Source organism: Microcoleus sp. Pol17C6 (assembly GCF_036701145.1).
GTDB lineage: Bacteria > Cyanobacteriota > Cyanobacteriia > Cyanobacteriales > Microcoleaceae > Microcoleus.
On the sequence record NZ_JAUBQH010000007.1, the window covers coordinates 139,614 to 156,930 of the forward strand.

A 17,317-nucleotide genomic window follows, 5' to 3' on the forward strand; every position below is an offset into this window, starting at 1 on the left:
TACCAATTACCAATGACTCATTACCTCTGCCGAATTGGAATCTCGATCGCAAATTCAGTTCCCTCTCCCGGCGCGGAAATGCACTGCAGCGTCCCTCCGTGTCTTTCCACCACAATCTGATAGGAGATAGACAGTCCCAAACCTGTACCTTTGCCTACTGGTTTAGTAGTAAAAAACGGGTCAAATACCCGACATTTAACAGACTCTGCCATTCCACACCCGTTATCGGAAATTGCGATCGCAACCCGATTGTTCTCCAGAACCTCCGTGCGAATCCGAATCCACGGCAATGTGTCGAAAGTTAAAGGTAAACTAGCAAAATCTTGCCGTTCTTCTTCTGAATAACTCGCCAATTCCAACTTCCTATTTCTGACATCCGCTAAAGCATCAATAGCATTATTTAAAATATTCATAAATACTTGATTTAACTGCCCCACGTAGCACTGTACCTGTGGCAATTCCCCATATTCTTTAACTATTTGAATAGGACGATTCCTGCCATTTTCTTTAATTTTGTGTTGCAAAATTAACAGAGCGCTGTCTATTCCCTCGTGAATGTTAACACGCTTAATATCTGATTCTTCCAGCCGGGAAAAGTTACGCAAAGACAGAACTATTTGACGAATTCGCTCGGCTCCGGTTTGAATTGAAGTCAGCAGATGCGGGAAATCCTCTTTCATGAATTCCAGTTCTATTTCTTCTGCCAAATCTTGGATAACAGCAACAGGTTCCGGGTAGTGTGCGTGATACAAACTGCACAGTTCCAGCAAGTTTTTGGCATACTCACTAGCGTAAGTGATATTACCATAAATAAAACTGACAGGATTATTGATTTCGTGGGCAATTCCCGCCACTAGCTGTCCCAAACCAGACATTTTTTCCGCTTGAATTAGTTGAGCTTGAGTCCTGCCTAATTGTTTCAATGTTTGCTCTAGCTGGCAATTTTTATGTTTTAATTGAGCTTCGGCTTGTTTGCGCTTGGTAATATTGCGGGCTAGAATAATAATCTGATCTGAATTAAACGGCAAGAGTCGGGCTTCATAAGTTTTTTCTTCTTCCGACATGGAAAGCGAATATTCTATATCGATTGAATTTCTTGTTTCGGAAACTTCAAAGATTGCTTGGGCAAATTGGCAGGCGACATTGTGTGGCAATACGTCTGTCATTCGTTGACCCATAAAATGTTCGGGAGGTACGTATAAACTCGAAGAAGTTCCTGACAAATAATCCACAATTATACCGTTAGCATCTAGTCGAAAATACAAATCAGGCAAAGCGCGAAAAACTGCTTCTAACTCTAAAGTTTTTTGGCGCAATGCTTCCTCAGCGTAGTACCGATCGCTAATATCAAAAATCACCCCGTCCAAATAGCAAACGTTTCCCTCTGCGTCGAACACAGGAGAACCTTTATCCCACACCCATTTAACCGTGCCGTCTGCTGCTAGCAAGCGGTATTCCAAGTTATAAGACTCTTTGTTTTCTATACTTTTCCGAATAGTTGTTTCTACTTTTGCCAAATCTTCCAGGTAAATAATACTAGCAAAAGTCCGGCATCCCCCGTCCAAAAGCCAAATAAAATCTGCTGCATGGTAGCCAGTTAATAAGTAAACGGCATCGCTAATAAAATTAGTTGAAAAATCGCACTTCCAGCGATAAACCACTCCGGGAATATTAGCAACCAAAGACCTAAATCTTGATTCACTTCTACGCAAAGCTGCTTCCGATTCATGGCGTTCGGTAATATCGTGAGCGAAAGCTAGCACTGCAAATACATTACCTTCAGCGTCGCGCAGGGGAAGTTTTTGGGTATCAAAAATATGTACTGAGCCATCAGCAATAGTTGCCTGATCGCACGGATTGTGGATGATTTCGCCTGCCAGTACAGCAAAGTCGTCTGTGCGGAATCCTCGGATATTTTTGGCGGAATTCCCAAACACTAGATCTTCGGAAAATCCTAATTCTAAGTCGGATTTACCAATTATTTCTTCGACTGTTTTACCGATCGCTTGAGCGAAACTCCTGTTGGCCAAAATACACCGAAAATTTTTGTCTTTTGCAAAAATCCAGTCGCTGGTTTTGTCTATTACTGTACGCAGGAGTTGTTCTGAACGTTCTGTTTTTTCCAAAGACGCCTGCAGTTCTAGTTCTAGGCACTTGCGAGCAGTAATGTTTTCAAAAGCAACACCGACGCAGTTGTTGGGTAATGGAAAAGCTTTAATAGAAAAAGCGCGAGTTATTCGACCGCCTTCATCGCAGTCAATATCTTCAAGTTCTACGGCTTTCTGGGTGCGAATTACCGAAGCAAATGCTTGGGGAATTTTTTTCGATCGCAGTTGGGGAAAAATCTCGTCGATTGTCATTCCCAAAACATCAGCCATTTCTAATCCGGTAAATAGGGTAGCCGCGGGATTTGAGGCGATCGCCCGGAGAGTGCTGTCATCGTCTATATTTTCTAAATGATAGACGTACAAACCAATTTGCATATTCTCCACAATTTGGTCGTAGAGGCGCACGCTTTCGTCTACCTGCCTGCGTTCGGTAATATCTTCAGTAATCCCCAACACGTACTGAGGACGGCCTGCGGCGTCGAGAATTGGCACTTTGCGGGTGTGCAGTATTCTCATACCTTTGTGGCGAGTTTGGATCGGCTCTTCGGCTATGTCTTTTACAGTAGATTGGTGGTGATCACTGGTCAATATTTCCCTGTCTTGAGCAGTAAAAACATCAGCTTGTTCTTTGGGGTAAATATCGTAGTCATTTTTGCCGATCGCCTCTTGAGAGGTAACACCTGCGATCGTTTCTCCCGCTTTATTCCACAGCACAAATTTCAGCGAAGAAGCATCTTTAGCAAAAACTCCCACCGGCAGATTTTCTACTACGGAATTGAGAAACCCTCTAGCGGATTTTAATTCAGCTTCTGCACGCTTGCGTTCGATGCCTAAAGCGATGACATCGGCAACCGATGCTAAAGTTTCCTGAAAAGGTGCTGTCAGCGGCTGGCGACTGATAATAACCATCACTCCCACCAGCCGTTCTTCGACTATCAAAGGGTAGCCGGCAAAGGTGAGAATTTGCTTGGGGATTGGGCAATTTGTCGGCTTTTGGCTGGTGTTGATAATTGCTACTTCGGAACTTTGCGCCTCTGTTGCTTTTGCGGATTCTTCCTCTGAGAGTCCAAAATTATTCAGTTCAAATCCGCAGTCAAATTCCGGTTTTTGCTGTTTGGCGATCGAGTTAACCTTACTTTCAATAAACCTAGCCCGATCGCCTGTGCGGCTGTAGATGCCCGATGCTGCTTGCAATTCCCAAACATTATGTTGAGAGTTGAAAGTCCAAATTTCAGCCGAAGCGACATCGAGATTCCGCACCATTGCCTCGCAGCAGGGAAGCAGGATATCTTGAGGGTGTCTGGTGAGGGCAATACCCACATCGGCTACCATGGCTGTGAGGCGAGAAGCTTGGGCTTTTTCTGCTTCCAACCGTTTGCGATCGGTGATATCTTCCACCAAAGAAAGCACGGTAAAAGTGTCGCCGCTGCGAATAATCGAGTTGAACCAGCGACACCAAATTACCTGCCCGCTTTTAGTATAGTTGCGGTTAATTGAAGTATTGCCGTTGCCAGTGGCTAGTTCGATCTCGATCGCGCTTACAGCCTCTCTATCTTCTTCGCAAACCAAAGCCAAATCGCCGAACTGCTTGCCCATCATCTCATCGGATGTCCAGCCAAAGATTTCCTCGGCCCGTTTCGACCACTGAACGATGCGAAAATCTTCATCCCAGCCTACCATTGCCAGCGGACTGTTAGCTGCATTCAACCACAGTAAATGGTTCGATCGGCGTAACTGTTGAGTTTTCTGCTGCTGCCAGCGGTAGTGCCTGGTGATATCTCTACCAACGCCGAAAACCCGCATCTGGTTGCTAGAGGCATCCACCGCTGGCGTGTAAGCCGTTTCGTAAATTTTTATCCCGCCGTCTGCCGCCGTCACCTCATGAATTGCCAGCCGTTTTTTCCCGGTTATAAATACTTGTTGCAGGCAAGAATCAATCTGCGAGATTATATTTTTGACAGCAGCATTATTGGGATATAATTTTAATAATTCCTGATTAGTTTGGTTGACTATTTCAGTAGGCTCCAATCCCATCCAAGCAGCAGCGACAGGATTGATCGATAGGTACTTTTGCTGTCGATCGCACTCTAGGAAAGCATCAACAGAGTTAGAGAAAAAAGACTGAAACGAGTTGATAACTTCCTGCATGGGTATTTTTTCATGAGAAAAGCTTAGTATTATGAAAACCTCGTGTCTTTAGACTCATATGTTGCACCATTTTCAATAAGCTTTTATGAGCCGACAGGATGCCCACCCCACAAGAAATTAACTCTTTGTGGAACAGGGCGGAAAGCCTGTTCTTGAGAATTGTGCAAGATGTGAGTAGAGTGATCGAGGTAGCACGCATCAGGCAGTTTTCACCGCCTTGAATATTGATTATTCCTACACGGGGCTACTTGGTCGCTTGGTACTTTTACGATCTATTCTCAACGGAACAATTACCGTTTCCAATATTTCACCCGCGATCGCATAGCAGCTTGAGCTTACACCCATAATTTTGATAACGTAATCAGTTAAGACGATCGCAAGTCAACTCTCTCTTTTGATTAGGGCATAAAGCCGCATCTCTTCAGAGCGGGGTGCTGACTTGCTTAAGCTGTAAAATTTTCCTAAAGTTAGTTTAACCCACTCAAATCTTTTTGGGCACTGTACTGCTGCGTTTCCCGGTGCAATTTTCGGCGCTGTTCCCTATAATACAAAAATTTTAAAGAATATAGTATTTTGGGGAATAGAGCTTAATTACAGCAGATGCTCTTTTTTTAAACCAGACCCAGCGGATACAAAAGCGAGATGGAGAGACCGAGAGACGGGGAGGCGGGCAGAGGTTAATCCACAACCTGCGAGAAAAATGCTTTAGAAATGCCAGACAGCTTACCGATTCCCAATTCCCAATTCCCGATTCTCAATTCTCGATTCGCAATTCCCAATTCGGTAATCAGAAAGCGGTTTGGCAGTACGCGAAGCAAAGAACGCAAGCCGTGCAAAGCCATGTAACATAAAGATTGCGATATTTTTCTATGTAATATGGAACTATTAGATACCTTAATTGTGGGTGCGGGTATTAGCGGTTTGAGTTTGGCGCACGCACTTCACAAGGAAGCAACGAGTCCATCCTCGCTGAAGATTTTAGTCGCTGAGAGTCAAGGACGTGTGGGCGGGAACATCACCACTGTGACAGCGGAAGGGTTTCTCTGGGAGGAGGGCCCGAACAGTTTTTCGCCGACGCCAGAATTGATGAAGTTGGCTGTGGATGTGGGATTGAAGCAAGAGTTGATTTTTGCCGATCGCAAATTGCCTCGTTATGTTTATTGGCAAAAAAAGCTGCAACCGGTGCCGATGACTCCACCGGCGATGATTCAGTCTCAGTTGCTGAGTTTTCCAGGGAAACTGCGGGCGTTGTTCGGGGCTTTGGGCTTTGTCGGGCCGGCAATGGGCGATCGACTTTCGCAGCAGGGTAACGAGGAAACTGTTTCTCAATTTTTCCGCCGTCATCTCGGTACGGAAGTGATGCAGCGGTTGGTGGAACCTTTTGTTTCTGGGGTTTATGCCGGCGATCCGCAACAACTTAGCGCGGCGGCGGCTTTTGGCCGGGTAGCAAAGATGGCTGATGTGGGTGGCGGGCTGGTGGCGGGGGCGCTGCTTTCTGCTAGGAAAAGACCGAAAAAATTGCCTGCAGACCCGAATGTTCCTAAGACTAGGCCGGGGGAGTTGGGTTCGTTTAAACAGGGCTTGAAGGCTTTGCCAGAGGCGATCGCTGCTCAATTGGGCGATCGTGTGAAACTCAATTGGCACCTGACTCGCCTCCAGCGTACAGAACGCGAAACTTACATTGCTGTATTCTCGACGCCCGACGGACAGCAGGAAGTTGAAGCGCGCACCGTGGTTTTGACAACGCCCGCTTACGTTACAGCCGATTTGTTGCAGCCTCTGCAACCGCAAGTTAGCAGTGCTTTACAAGCTTTTACTTATCCTACGGTTGCCTGCGTCGTATTAGCATATCCGCAGTCAGATGTCAAGGAAAAATTAGTGGGTTTTGGAAATTTAATTCCGAGGGGGCAGGGAATTCGCACTCTGGGGACGATTTGGACATCGAGTTTATTTGCCGATCGCGCGCCTGCAGGGTGGCAAACTCTCAGCAGTTACATCGGCGGGGCTACTGATTCGGAAATTGGCAATCTCGACTCAGAACAAATCGTTCGGGAGGTGCACCGAGATTTGTCTCGGATTTTGCTGAAACCAGATGTGCCACAGCCAAAAGTTTTGGCGGTGAATGTGTGGAAGCGGGCGATTCCTCAGTACAATTTGGGGCATTTCGATCGCCTGCAACAAATCGATGAGGGCTTAAAATCTTTGCCTGGGCTGTATTTGTGCAGCAACTACGTTGGCGGCGTGGCTTTGGGAGATTGCGTGCGAAGGGGTTTTGAGCGTGCACGAGAAGTGGGCGAGTATTTGCAGAACAAACAATCAGATACTCGATCTCAATGATTATGTGGAGAGGGCGGGTTTACAAATATCGAGTATGTTAATCCGAGATATTGGTGAACCCGCACCTACAGCCTTCTGCCTTCATATCCGATGCCCAATGCCGAATATTACTAGGTTGTGGGTTCAAACTTGTAACCCACCCCCCTAACGGTTTGAATCATCGAAATTTGAGTGGCATCTGGTTCAATTTTGCGGCGAATTTGACCTATATGGACATCCACCACACGATCGGCTCCTACATACTCGTAGTCCCACACTTCATGAAGCAATTCCGATCGCCTCCACACGCGACCTGGTTTGCTGGCCAAACAGTACAGCAGATCGAATTCTAAAGCAGTCAAAGCAACTATCTGACTGCCGAGAATTACCTCGCGGCGAACCGGATCTATTAGTAGCTCCCCAAAAGTAAGAGTTTGTTGTTCGGCGGGAGTAACAATGCGTTTGCGCTTCAAAATTGCTGCAACGCGAGCTCCAATTTCTACAAGACTAAAAGGTTTAGTAATGTAGTCGTCAGCACCTTCGGCAAACCCTTTCATTTTGTCAGCTTCATCGGTTCGGGCAGTCAGCATTAACACAAACACGCCCGTGCGTCTTTGCATTTCTTGACACAGTTTGTAGCCAGTTGTATCAGGTAAATTTACATCTAGAACTACTAAGTCAGGATTGAGTTGCTCAAATAATTCCAGACCAGTCTGACCGTCCTCGCCAGACTCAACTTGATAACCTTGCTGGCTCAAAAAACGGTGAATTAAATTTCGGATTGCCGGGTCGTCATCAACCACAAGGATTTTTACAGGGGCCATGACCACAAGTTTGCTTGAAGAATTAGGCAAGAATATTCAGCCATAATAATAGAAAACTGGATACAAATCTCGAAAAAATTGAGCTTTTAATAGTTATAGCCCTATTTATAACCTACGCAAAATTTCAGGCAATAAATCTCCAGGAACTTTGGATAAGGCTAAATTTTGGCCTGGCAGCCCACATTCACTATAGAAAGCTCTAATCGTTTTGACAATATAGCTCAATGCTGTTTGCCTGGAATCAGCAGCTTGGGAGTTTGCCGGGGCTTGCAGGTTGAGTTTATCCCCATATGTTAACCCTTTGTCATTGAGATGTTGTCCCCATTCGGCGCACACTTGCAACTGGTGGTGCAGTGCTGCTTCTAGATGGCTTGTCTGTGCAGCTTTATTAGCGGCAAAATCTGGTTCTATGGCTAGTTGATAGTGGGCTAGTCCGAGATTGTTGCGGGCGGCCAAGGCGTCAAAAGTGAGCTGGGTTCGATCGAGCTCTCCGGCGATATCCAGGGCGGCTTCGTAGGCGGTAATCGCCTGCTGCAATGATTCCGTCCGCGCTCGTTTCTGCTGAAACTGGTTCGCCAAATGCCAATAAGCGGTACCGAGATTATTGTAGGTGGCGGCTGCTGCTGCGGGTACTAATTCTCGGGTGCGGTATTTCAATGCTTCGCGGTAGGCGGAAATCGCCCTGACTAGCAGGGGTTCTGAGGGTTCGTGCTGGGCGAGGTTCCAGCAGGCGGTACCGAGGTTGTTTTGGACTCCGGCATAGTTGAGGGGTTCTCGTTCGGGACTGTAGCAGGAGAGGGCTTGGGTGTAAGCTGCGATCGCGCTTTTGAGATATACGATCGGCTCACCATCTTGGGCTAAATTCCAGTATGCTGTCGCCAAATTATTCTGAGCAGCAGCGTACTGCTGAGGCTCCACGGCGGGGTCTAGATCCAGCAGCGCTTGTTGGTAAGCTGCAACTGCGTGCTGCAAGTTCTCTGTTTTGTCTCGATAGCGGGCTAAATCGGCCGAAGCGATGCCCAAATTTTTGTTTAATCTAACGCGGGTTTGGGGTACGGTTTCGCTATCTGTTCGGTTCAAACCTTCAAGGTAGAGAGCGATGCTGCGTTCAAGGCTGGATACTGGATCTGAGGCGTTGAGGGCATTGGTGCGATCGCGCGATAGCATCCAATAGAGAGTGCCGAGATCGTTAAGCAGATCGGAAATTGGCGGTAGGCTGTTGGACTCCTGGGCGTACTGAGTTAAATTTTGTGTCAATTGGGCAATCAGCCGCGCGCATTCATCAGTTAGTGGTTGATTTTGCTGCGAGTTGGTGTCAACGTCGAGATATGCAATCACTTGTTCGATCGCGCGAATGGCGATTGTCAGGTTTTGCTCTGAAATGTCTCCGCCCAGGATGCGATCGCGGTAGTAATTCCCCAAACTGTGATAGGCCAAAGCCAAAGCTTCGCAAGAACACTGATGTTCTTGCAGCAGTTCGATGTATTGCAGAGTTTGCAGCGGCAGAAAATTGTCCTCCGATGCGGCATCATTTTCTGCTTCCAACTCCTCAGAAGCCGCTGCTAGCACCAAATCTGCCAGTTGGACGGATTTAGAATCAGGCGCTGGGGACGGGGGATGGGAAATTGGGGATTGTTCGTCATCTGTCAGTTGGACGGATTTAGAATCAGGCGCTGGGGACGGGGGATAGGAAATTGGGGATTGTTCGTCGGGAATTGGGGATTGTCCAGAGAAAGAAGATATTAAAAGTTGGTTGCCAAAGTCTCCGTTGTCCCGCAGGTTTCGCAAGTCTCCTGAGTTCCCGAAGTCATCAAAGTGCCCGAAGTCTCCCTTAGCTGGAGTTGGTTCGCCTTCAAACTCAAATACTCCGGTTCGCCAGTGCCAAAATTCCGGGGCGGAGTGCTCGATCGAACTCAGCCAGGGCCGCGACACCCACAGCAACACAGTAGACTCGCACATTTGCAGGTTTGCTTCGATGTCTCTCAAATAGCTCAGGAACGACCACTGCACGGCTGCTGACTGCCTGGTCAGGTGTTCTGCCCCAAGAATTTGAAATCCCGGCAAAGGGCTGTAGCTGCCCCTGTTTTGCGGCGGTGGGTGTTGGGTCAGCCACGCGGCGATCGAACCCCAAGGATTTGGATCGCTTAAGTCGAGTTCCAAACTGACAAATCGGGGGTAGTCGATCGGGGAGCGAGGATCTGAGCCTGCGCCCTCTGCCGCTAATTCTGTCTGCAAGCGGGCTGCCAGACAGTCTCGCAAGCACAAGTCGTCGCAGGCGGCAATAAAAATTTGACGGCGTAAATTGAGGTCGATCGCCTGTTTCAAGCGTTGGTAGATCAGCTTGTTTGAGCTAGAAACTTTTTGGGAAGGAATAGACATCAGGATCAGCCGATTTTAGATTTTAGATTTTAGGTTTTAGGTTTTAGATTTTTGGATTGTAGATTGTAGATTTTAGAGTTGAGAGTTGAAATCTCGATCACTCATAACTCACAACTAAGCCCCGAAGGCAGTCAATCGCACCGGTGATGACTAAAGGATTGTGGATTTTCAATTGGCAATTTTATGTGGGTGGCGAACCAGTGTGATTAAGTGCAACCCAAGTCCCTGAACCCGACAGCCAAGAGGAAAACACCAAATTTATGCTCGTCTTATTTAGCTTTCCAGCTCGCTCGGCACGCTTCAGGATTGTCGCAACTCCCTGCTTTGTATTGAAACACAAAAACCATGTTTCCTTGGGAAAGGAAAACATGGTTTCTCGAAGGATTATTTAAAATTGCGATTTGAAGCAGCTTTGAGTCTCAGGGCAGTTTTCAGACGGAGGCAGCCACGTACACCAAACCGGCGACTAACATGGCTGCTGCAATACCCATGATGATGTAGTTGCGTTGCTGATTTTTGTTGGGAGGTACGGCTTCATACACCTTCGGCTCTTTAGCAAAGTTGTTCAGGCGTCCATCGTCATCTTTGATGTAAGGCATCAGTCACAATCCTTAATATTTTTGATGTTTACAACTCTACCAAAAAAGCGCCCAGGAAAATTCAGGAATTTATTTGGATGTGACAGTGCCTGTTTGCGGAGAAGAGGCGATCGCGTAATCTTTGATCGGCATTCTGCCTGCTAAGTACGCCATCCGCCCCGCTTCTGCTGCCATTCCCATTGCTTTTGCCATTGCGGGGGAATTTTGGGCATTGGCGATCGCGGAATTAATCAACAGTGCATCTGCTCCCATTTCCATTGCTCTGGCCGCTTCGCTGGGTGTTCCGATTCCCGCATCGACTACCACAGGAATATTTACCGTGTCAATAATTATTTGAATGTTGGCCGCATTGTTGATCCCTTGCCCTGAACCTATGGGCGAACCTAAAGGCATGACTGTCGCACAACCGACTTCTTCGAGGCGTTTTGCCAGCAGGGGATCAGCATTGATGTAGGGCAAAACGGCAAAACCTTCTTTAACTAATTGTTCTGCAGCTTCCAAAGTGCCGATCGGATCTGGCAGCAAATATTTAGCATCGGGAATCACTTCTAACTTGACAAAATTATTGTCTTCTTGCCCTAAAAGTTTGGCCATTTCCCGGCCCAAACGAGCTACTCTAATCGCCTCATCCGCAGTTTGACAACCGGCAGTATTTGGCAGCATCCAAATTTTCGTCCAATCAAGAGCCTCTGCCAATCCTTCATGACCGGGAGCATTTGTTTGCACTCGCCGCACAGCTACAGTCACAATTTCGCACCTGCTAGCGTTGACACTTTGCTGCATTTCTGCAATGCTGCGATATTTTCCCGTCCCCGTCATCAAGCGAGAATGAAAAGTTTTGCCGGCAATAACCAGAGGTTGATCGGAGATAGTTAGGGTTGGCGCTATGTGTCCGTGTTTTGGATCTCCAAAAATAGCATATTCTAGCCCCTTTTCCCATTCTTCTCTGCCTCCGAGCATATTTTCTAGCAGCCAACCTTCTTTATTGGTTAGTTCGTCCCGAGTTACTGCGTAGAGGATCTCTCCAACAATAATCAATCTTGCATCCCGCGGCATATTATTTTTTATACCACTATTTACGATTTCTTCAAATTCTTGAAAAACGCTGCCCATTTTCCCATTCCTCTCTAGTAATTTTTAGAACAGATTGGTTGTTAAAAACCAAAATGATAGTTTGCATGAGATGCTTAACATCCCAATATATGGCTTGCCTGATGCCTTCGTCTATCTCTCGAATGTCGTAAATTTCTATATTTACGTGAAAAATGACTGCATTTGCACTTTGATTTTTGGCTTTTCCAAACCCTTCTTGTACTCTATTTTTGAGATTACTCGACTCTTTTGTTAATTCCTTAAATTCGCAAATTTGACCGTCAACGTCAGCGTCTGGAGTTTTAGTTCCAGACGGTGCTTGTTCGCTCAAAAGTCTAACTCTCTTTCCTATTTTAGCCAAAACTTCAGCCACAAAACTTTCCGAATCATTAAGATTGTGGTGTTGGTGGACGAGCACAAATCCGCCAGCTAGCTCGTCAAAATAATGCCGCCGATATTCTGGTTCTGCATTTTCGTAGATGGCTCTGCTTTGCTGGATGTATTCTGGATTCACCGTTATTGTACTCTTATTGAACTGCGAGCTAGTAGAGTTAACTGCATGAAAGCAACTGTCGAGCAAGTGGCTAAAATTGGAATATTTGCCAGCTTAAACCAAACTGAATTAGAGCGATTGCAAGAACACACAGTAATTTGCAGTTACCGACAGGGAGAAGTTGTGATGTATGAGGGCGATCGCATCCCCGAAAAATTATACACTCTTTTGAGCGGTTCTCTTCGGGTTGCAAAAACAGCGGCGGCAGGCAAAGAAACAATTCTCCGCACTTTATTTCAGGGAGATATTTTTGCTGCACCTGCTTTGCTAGGCAACGGCATTGCCCCCGCAACGGTGACGGCAGAAACTGAGGTGCAAGTTCTTACCACAGAACGGGAATTTTTGCTAGCAGCAATTCGGGAAAATCCTGAGATTGCCTTGCGAATATTGGCGGTTTTTAATCAGCGGTTGCAACAACTGCACGAGACTGTGCACGGTTTGGTGTCGGAAAGGGCGATCGTCCGGCTGGCCCGATTTATTCATTACTTTGCCGTCGAGCAAGGTACGAAGATTGCGGATAATAGTGTATGTTTAGAAAAACGTTTTCCCTACTATCAAATTGCTCGCAGTATAGGAATTACCTACGAAGAATGCGTGCGGTTGTTTAAGAAACTCAAGCCGTTTGTATCCTACAGTCGAGGCGGTAAAATTATTGTATTGGATTGGAACAAATTGGAGGATGTCGCCTCTGGAGATGAAATAGACTAAAGGTTAACATCCCAATGCTTGTAGGGCTGCTTTCACAAACAATATTTGACTGACACTAACTATATAAAACCGCCCCCAGAATCGATGAATCGGGGCGGGTTTATGAGGTTTAATTTAAGGAATTATGGTTTTAAAGCCGCCCCCAGAGCTATATTTCTGGAATTAATTGACTTCAGAAAGTGTCAAAATAAACGCCAAGTTTTCTTCAGCTTTCAAAGCGTGAAGAGCTTGACCGGGCATAAAGACAAATACCCCCGGTTCCAAAACAATATCCTTCCCTTCCAAAGTCAAAATACCCTTTCCTTCTATGACATTAACTGTGGCATTCCGTGCCGAAGAGTGTTCCGAAATTTCTGTTCCTGCTGCCAGACAAAATAAACTGTACTGACAATTCTTGTCTTTGACTAAAATTTTGTTCAGCACTCCGGCGGCGGGATATTCAATTGCGTCTCGGAGTTGGATTGCTGAAGATTGTAGCGGTAAAAGAGTAGTAGTCATAGTTTTTGACAATTAATTAATTTGGTCACAAGCCTTGAATTTATCAGTGGCTTCACTTTCTTCCATCGAAAAGTGAAAATCGAAAATCAATTGAATCGGTTAAGATTGTTTTTTGGCAGAGATAACGATGTAGCCTAGATCCTCTTGGTAATGCTGGAAAACTCGACGCATTGCTAAGATACGATCGCGAATTTGCGATCGACTTAATATATTCCACAAAATCCGCACAGTACCCACAAACCCTTCATCTTGCAGCATTCGCGGCAAATTGAGGAGTCCCATCGCCCCAGTTTGACACTTTTCTACTTGCAAACCCGCGTTTTGGTAAACAGCAATCCAGCCAGACTCAGACAAAGGCGTTGAATTGACGCGAATCACTTCTGATAAAGCTTTGTGAATTTCAGCTTCTCGGTTTTTAACTAAAAGTTCGTGAGAAAGAAACTTGCCACCAGGTTTTAAACGATCGCAAATTCCCGATACAATTTTAGCTTTCCCTGACGGCGACTGCATTGTCAGGATAGCTTCAGCCAACACCCAATCAAACTGTTGGGAAATCCGATCCAAGTGAAAAATATCTTCTTCCACAATTTCCACTCGATCGCTCAAACCGGCTGCTGCAACATTAGCACGAGCGCGGGCCACACTCTCGGGATTTTTCTCAACTCCCACTACTTTTACACCAAAACGTTCAGCAAGGGCGATCGAACTATATCCAAAACTAGCAGCCAACTCCAAAACAGTCTCCCCAGGCTGAAAATCCGCCCATTCAAATAACTGTTCCGTAGCAAATTTCCCCCCCGGCCTCAACATTTTCTTACCCGCTGCGGCCAGAACTTCATGTCCGGGTGCAGTCTTAAAATTGAGAGCAGTATTGGTCATTAAATTGACCTCCTATTTAACCTTACTCTCAGTTTGCCAAATTCTCCCAAATCTTTCTATGATCTAGCTCATATTCAAATTATCGTAGGCTGTGTCAGCCTCCTCAATTTTTACAGTTTTAGATTTTAGATTTTAAATTTACTCTACAAATTTTAGATTTTAGATTTTAGATTTTAGATTTACTCCACAGATGAATCTGGGAGGTTGAATAAAAGTCTAAAATTTGGGCTACTGACGACAAGAGTCGGGGGCTTGTATCCGTATGCAGGGGCGAGCAAAAGAATCAAAATCCCAGCCAGCAAGTTTTCGAGGATGTCGCGGAACCCGAAAGGAATTGCCAGGAATTGCCGCGCCACTAATACCCAGCAGTTGCATCAAATCCGCTGCTTTGAATGACGGGATGGCGATGAATAACGCGATCGGCAATAATTGATTTATAATCAAGATATATACTCCACCCCAATAATACCGAATCATGCTCGCAGAAGCAAACGCGACACTTTGGCCTAGTCTAATTACTGTTTCAGCATTAATTGTCTACTTCGTTGTTACCATCAACGTCGGCAGAGCTAGATTCAAATACAAAGTTTCTCCCCCGCAGATGACAGGAAACCCAGACTTTGAGCGAGTGGTGCGAGTTCAGCAAAATACCTTAGAGCAAATGATTCTATTTTTGCCCTCGCTGTGGCTGTTCTCGCAATTTATCAGCCCAATTTGGGGCGCTGGTATCGGCACAGTTTGGATAGTTGGACGCATTTTGTTTGCTTGGGGTTACTATCAAGCTGCTGAAAAAAGAGCGGCAGGATTTGGCATTAGTACCTTAGCTACTTTAGCTTTGCTTGGGGGTTCCTTAACAGGCATAATTATGTCACTGCTGAAGGTTGGAGCCTAGCTTGCGATCGACATAATTGTTTTTCTACTCGTTTCCAGGCTCTGCCTGGGAACCAGTTAAATGTAATAAATGTTAGGAGTAAATATGTCAGAAACCAACAAACCCGTATTTGAAATTAACCCGAAACTTTTTCAGCAGCTTGTCGAATGGCAAGAAAAACTTGAACGAGAAGATGAATTAGCAAGCGAGTCAGAAAACGAGAAACCAACTGAGGTACAAAATCCTCCCGACAGTGATGAACAGCATTCTCAAACAGATAATTTTTAGCTGGTGGCTAGCAGCATCTTTGGGATTTCCGGCTGCTGTCTCGGCTCAATCGCTGACACCCAGCCAAATTCAGCAAGTCAATAGCGGTTTGTTTCGTTCTAACTCTCAAGATTTCTTTCAGCAAGGCTATCGCCAACTGGAAAGGGAAATCGCAACTTTGTTACAAAAAAATGTCGCTTCCGAAGACCGGATTCTGGATATTGATGAAAAATTGCTTTCTCAGCTTTGCAGCGAAGAATTTAAAATCTCTTCGCCGCATTCTGATACAATAAGCGCTGCTCAGATTGCTGATTTTAAGACCAAATTAAAAGACATTTGCAGACACAATTAAAATGAAAGTGAGGTCAATATTCAAACTTTAGTGCTAATGGATAAAGAGGCAATGGCTAAGTTAAAAACAGCCATGCTGGAAGCGGAAACCGCTGCTCATTTGGCGGCAATCATTATTGATTATACTCATGAGGAAATAATGATAGTTTTTTATGAGCTAGAATGGGAACAACAGGATAGGATTAAGACTGTTTGGCAGACTGTTAGTTAAAGTAGATGGGTGGAAATCAGAGGTTTTAATTTTTAACCCCAGATGTAAGCCGATAGATGCAGATGAACGCAGATTTAATTTTTTTATTGTTCGCTGTGTAGAACAATCTTAATTTGTACACAGCGAACAATGACATATCTAAACTAGGGATTCGAGGCATAATTGGCGGAAATGATCGCCCCGTTGCTCGAAGTTTTGGTATTGATCGAAGCTAGCACAGGCTGGGGAAAGCAGGACTACTTTAGCATGATTCTGTTGGGCTAATTCTGCTGCTCGCGGGATGGCTCGTTCCATTGTTTCGACTATTTCCCAAGCGTTGTAATTTGCTTGTGCGAGCCGATCGGCAAAAAGACTCGCTGCATCTCCAATTAGCAACACCGCAGCAGCTTTTGCTTTTATTGTATCAATCCATGCGCGATCGTCTCCTTCTTTGGCGTCGCCGCCGGCAATTAAAATCGCCGGTGCGCTCACTGAAGCCAACCCGACTTGGGCGGCGTCATAATTGGTAGCTTTGCTGTCGTTGATGAAATCTATGCCTTCCCATGTGCAGATGTGTTCGAGGCGGTGCGAAACTCCGGGGAATTTAGCGATCGCCCGGACGATCGCACTTTTCTCTATCCCCGCCAAATTAGCCGCCGCCACCGCCATTAACAAATTCTGCAAATTGTGTTCTCCCACCATCCGCAAAGAATCAGCAGCTAGAATTTTCTCGCTTTGAGCTATTACCCAACCGTTTTCGATGTACGCTCCAAAAGTGCGTTTTCCCAAGAGTTCTTTTTCACCTTTGACACTCGTCCAACACGCATCCGGCCAAACGTCAACTCCTTGCTGGCGCAAACAAGGATCGTCGCCGTTGATTACTTGCAATTCAGACTTTTTCAGCAAATGCGCTTTAATGTTGTAGTAATTTTCTAAAGTTTTGTGGCGGCTGAGGTGATCCGGCGTCAAAGTCGTCAAAACTCCGATCCGTGGCGCTACAAACGGCGAGGATTCTATCTGATAGCTGCTGATTTCTGCGATTACCCAATCCGGCGGTTTTTCGGCTAAAGCTAATTCGCACGCAGCATAACCAATATTGCCGCAAGCGGGAGCGTAAAGCCCGGCCTCTTCAAAAATAGCCGCAATTAAAGCAGTAGTAGTAGTTTTGCCATTAGTGCCAGTAATTCCCACCCAAGGAGATTTGAGGTAACGCCACGCGAGAGCCATTTCTCCGATTGTTTCAATCCCTAACTCTCTGGCGCGCACTAATGCTGGACTGTCCCAGGGAACGCCCGGACTTACTACTATTAATTCTATAGATTCGACTGGTTCAAAAGATTTACCTAACTCCACATGAATTCCTTCGTTAGCGAATTCCTGTTGCTGTTCAAGCAAATTTGGGGAAGATGAGCGATCGCTCAGCGTTACTTCCCATCCTTCGCGTTTTAGCAGTCTTGCGGCGGCAATTCCTGATTTTCCGAGTCCAATGATATGAGCGATCGGCATAAGCTGTGTGTGTGGTGGAGCGAATTTC

The 17,317-nt window shown here is 45.8% G+C and carries 17 protein-coding genes; 6 read left to right on the top strand and 11 right to left on the bottom strand.

Annotation, left to right across the window (positions count from 1 at the left end):
• Positions 1–20: 20 nt before the first annotated feature.
• Positions 21–4,256: a PAS domain S-box protein gene (locus QUA25_RS06115; protein ID WP_333036362.1), complete on the bottom strand. Its 4,236-nt coding sequence runs from the start codon at positions 4,254–4,256 to the stop codon at positions 21–23.
• A gap of 677 nt (positions 4,257–4,933) precedes the next feature.
• Positions 4,934–5,098 carry a hypothetical protein gene (locus QUA25_RS06120; protein ID WP_333036363.1) on the bottom strand — a complete coding sequence of 55 codons (165 nt, stop codon included), beginning with the start codon at positions 5,096–5,098 and terminating at the stop codon, positions 4,934–4,936.
• A 34-nt stretch (positions 5,099–5,132) separates the two neighbouring features.
• Between QUA25_RS06120 and hemG the strand changes: the two genes are divergently transcribed.
• A complete protein-coding gene (gene hemG / locus QUA25_RS06125; protein ID WP_333036364.1) occupies positions 5,133–6,593 on the top strand; it encodes a protoporphyrinogen oxidase in 1,461 nt (486 codons plus the stop codon).
• A gap of 110 nt (positions 6,594–6,703) precedes the next feature.
• Here the strand turns inward: hemG and QUA25_RS06130 are convergent, their stop codons facing one another.
• The 5 genes from QUA25_RS06130 to QUA25_RS06150 all read right to left on the bottom strand — a co-directional run bounded on the left by QUA25_RS06130 (position 6,704) and on the right by QUA25_RS06150 (position 11,980).
• Positions 6,704–7,396 (bottom strand): response regulator transcription factor, encoded by a 693-nt coding sequence (locus QUA25_RS06130; RefSeq protein WP_333036365.1) that lies wholly within the window; start codon positions 7,394–7,396, stop codon positions 6,704–6,706.
• A 105-nt stretch (positions 7,397–7,501) separates the two neighbouring features.
• Positions 7,502–9,775, bottom strand: coding sequence for a tetratricopeptide repeat protein (locus tag QUA25_RS06135; RefSeq protein ID WP_333036366.1), 2,274 nt, complete (start codon positions 9,773–9,775; stop codon positions 7,502–7,504).
• A 431-nt stretch (positions 9,776–10,206) separates the two neighbouring features.
• Complete coding sequence (psb34, locus tag QUA25_RS06140; protein ID WP_106333461.1) at positions 10,207–10,374, bottom strand: photosystem II assembly protein Psb34; 168 nt, start codon at positions 10,372–10,374, stop codon at positions 10,207–10,209.
• A 69-nt stretch (positions 10,375–10,443) separates the two neighbouring features.
• On the bottom strand, positions 10,444–11,487 hold the full coding sequence (locus tag QUA25_RS06145; RefSeq protein ID WP_333036367.1) for a thiazole synthase: 1,044 nt from the start codon (positions 11,485–11,487) through the stop codon (positions 10,444–10,446).
• A complete protein-coding gene (locus tag QUA25_RS06150; RefSeq protein WP_333036368.1) occupies positions 11,462–11,980 on the bottom strand; it encodes a CdiA C-terminal domain-containing protein in 519 nt (172 codons plus the stop codon). Before QUA25_RS06150 ends, QUA25_RS06145 begins: the two co-directional genes overlap by 26 nt.
• Before the next feature lie 45 nt (positions 11,981–12,025).
• Here QUA25_RS06150 and QUA25_RS06155 point away from each other — a divergent pair, with 45 nt between their 5' ends.
• Complete coding sequence (locus tag QUA25_RS06155; RefSeq protein WP_333036369.1) at positions 12,026–12,727, top strand: Crp/Fnr family transcriptional regulator; 702 nt, start codon at positions 12,026–12,028, stop codon at positions 12,725–12,727.
• A gap of 162 nt (positions 12,728–12,889) precedes the next feature.
• Here the strand turns inward: QUA25_RS06155 and QUA25_RS06160 are convergent, their stop codons facing one another.
• From QUA25_RS06160 to QUA25_RS06170, 3 genes are all read right to left on the bottom strand, one after another.
• Positions 12,890–13,225: a cupin domain-containing protein gene (locus tag QUA25_RS06160; RefSeq protein WP_333036370.1), complete on the bottom strand. Its 336-nt coding sequence runs from the start codon at positions 13,223–13,225 to the stop codon at positions 12,890–12,892.
• 99 nt (positions 13,226–13,324) lie between these two features.
• A complete protein-coding gene (locus tag QUA25_RS06165) occupies positions 13,325–14,104 on the bottom strand; it encodes a class I SAM-dependent methyltransferase (RefSeq protein ID WP_333036371.1) in 780 nt (259 codons plus the stop codon).
• A gap of 228 nt (positions 14,105–14,332) precedes the next feature.
• Entirely contained in the window at positions 14,333–14,548 is a 216-nt protein-coding gene (locus QUA25_RS06170; protein ID WP_333036373.1) for a hypothetical protein, read from the bottom strand.
• Positions 14,549–14,579: 31 nt separating this feature from the next.
• On the opposite strand from QUA25_RS06170, the gene QUA25_RS06175 reads away from it, so the two are divergent.
• The 4 genes from QUA25_RS06175 (at position 14,580) to QUA25_RS06190 (ending at position 15,804) form a co-directional block, all read left to right on the top strand.
• Entirely contained in the window at positions 14,580–14,996 is a 417-nt protein-coding gene (locus QUA25_RS06175) for an MAPEG family protein (protein ID WP_333036375.1), read from the top strand.
• A gap of 84 nt (positions 14,997–15,080) precedes the next feature.
• The gene (locus tag QUA25_RS06180; RefSeq protein ID WP_333036377.1) at positions 15,081–15,263 is read left to right on the top strand and encodes a hypothetical protein; all 183 of its coding nucleotides are present in this window, start codon (positions 15,081–15,083) and stop codon (positions 15,261–15,263) included.
• Positions 15,232–15,594 (top strand): hypothetical protein, encoded by a 363-nt coding sequence (locus QUA25_RS06185; protein ID WP_333036406.1) that lies wholly within the window; start codon positions 15,232–15,234, stop codon positions 15,592–15,594. Before QUA25_RS06180 ends, QUA25_RS06185 begins: the two co-directional genes overlap by 32 nt.
• A gap of 36 nt (positions 15,595–15,630) precedes the next feature.
• Positions 15,631–15,804, top strand: coding sequence for a hypothetical protein (locus tag QUA25_RS06190; protein ID WP_333036379.1), 174 nt, complete (start codon positions 15,631–15,633; stop codon positions 15,802–15,804).
• Positions 15,805–15,942: 138 nt separating this feature from the next.
• On the opposite strand, the gene murD is transcribed toward QUA25_RS06190, so the two are convergent.
• A complete protein-coding gene (gene murD, locus QUA25_RS06195; RefSeq protein ID WP_333036381.1) occupies positions 15,943–17,289 on the bottom strand; it encodes a UDP-N-acetylmuramoyl-L-alanine--D-glutamate ligase in 1,347 nt (448 codons plus the stop codon).
• Positions 17,290–17,317 lie beyond the last annotated feature (28 nt).

Bases quoted from the DNA above. Each gene is read 5' to 3' on its own strand.
- QUA25_RS06115 (WP_333036362.1), bottom strand. From the start codon at position 4,256: ATGCAGGAAGTTATCAACTCGTTTCAGTCTTTTTTCTCTAACTCTGTT.
- QUA25_RS06120 (WP_333036363.1), bottom strand. From the start codon at position 5,098: ATGGCTTTGCACGGCTTGCGTTCTTTGCTTCGCGTACTGCCAAACCGC.
- hemG (WP_333036364.1), top strand. From the start codon at position 5,133: ATGGAACTATTAGATACCTTAATTGTGGGTGCGGGTATTAGCGGTTTG.
- QUA25_RS06130 (WP_333036365.1), bottom strand. From the start codon at position 7,396: ATGGCCCCTGTAAAAATCCTTGTGGTTGATGACGACCCGGCAATCCGA.
- QUA25_RS06135 (WP_333036366.1), bottom strand. From the start codon at position 9,775: ATGTCTATTCCTTCCCAAAAAGTTTCTAGCTCAAACAAGCTGATCTAC.
- psb34 (WP_106333461.1), bottom strand. From the start codon at position 10,374: ATGCCTTACATCAAAGATGACGATGGACGCCTGAACAACTTTGCTAAA.
- QUA25_RS06145 (WP_333036367.1), bottom strand. From the start codon at position 11,487: ATGGGCAGCGTTTTTCAAGAATTTGAAGAAATCGTAAATAGTGGTATA.
- QUA25_RS06155 (WP_333036369.1), top strand. From the start codon at position 12,026: ATGAAAGCAACTGTCGAGCAAGTGGCTAAAATTGGAATATTTGCCAGC.
- QUA25_RS06160 (WP_333036370.1), bottom strand. From the start codon at position 13,225: ATGACTACTACTCTTTTACCGCTACAATCTTCAGCAATCCAACTCCGA.
- QUA25_RS06165 (WP_333036371.1), bottom strand. From the start codon at position 14,104: ATGACCAATACTGCTCTCAATTTTAAGACTGCACCCGGACATGAAGTT.
- QUA25_RS06175 (WP_333036375.1), top strand. From the start codon at position 14,580: ATGCTCGCAGAAGCAAACGCGACACTTTGGCCTAGTCTAATTACTGTT.
- QUA25_RS06180 (WP_333036377.1), top strand. From the start codon at position 15,081: ATGTCAGAAACCAACAAACCCGTATTTGAAATTAACCCGAAACTTTTT.
- QUA25_RS06185 (WP_333036406.1), top strand. From the start codon at position 15,232: ATGAACAGCATTCTCAAACAGATAATTTTTAGCTGGTGGCTAGCAGCA.
- QUA25_RS06190 (WP_333036379.1), top strand. From the start codon at position 15,631: ATGGATAAAGAGGCAATGGCTAAGTTAAAAACAGCCATGCTGGAAGCG.
- murD (WP_333036381.1), bottom strand. From the start codon at position 17,289: ATGCCGATCGCTCATATCATTGGACTCGGAAAATCAGGAATTGCCGCC.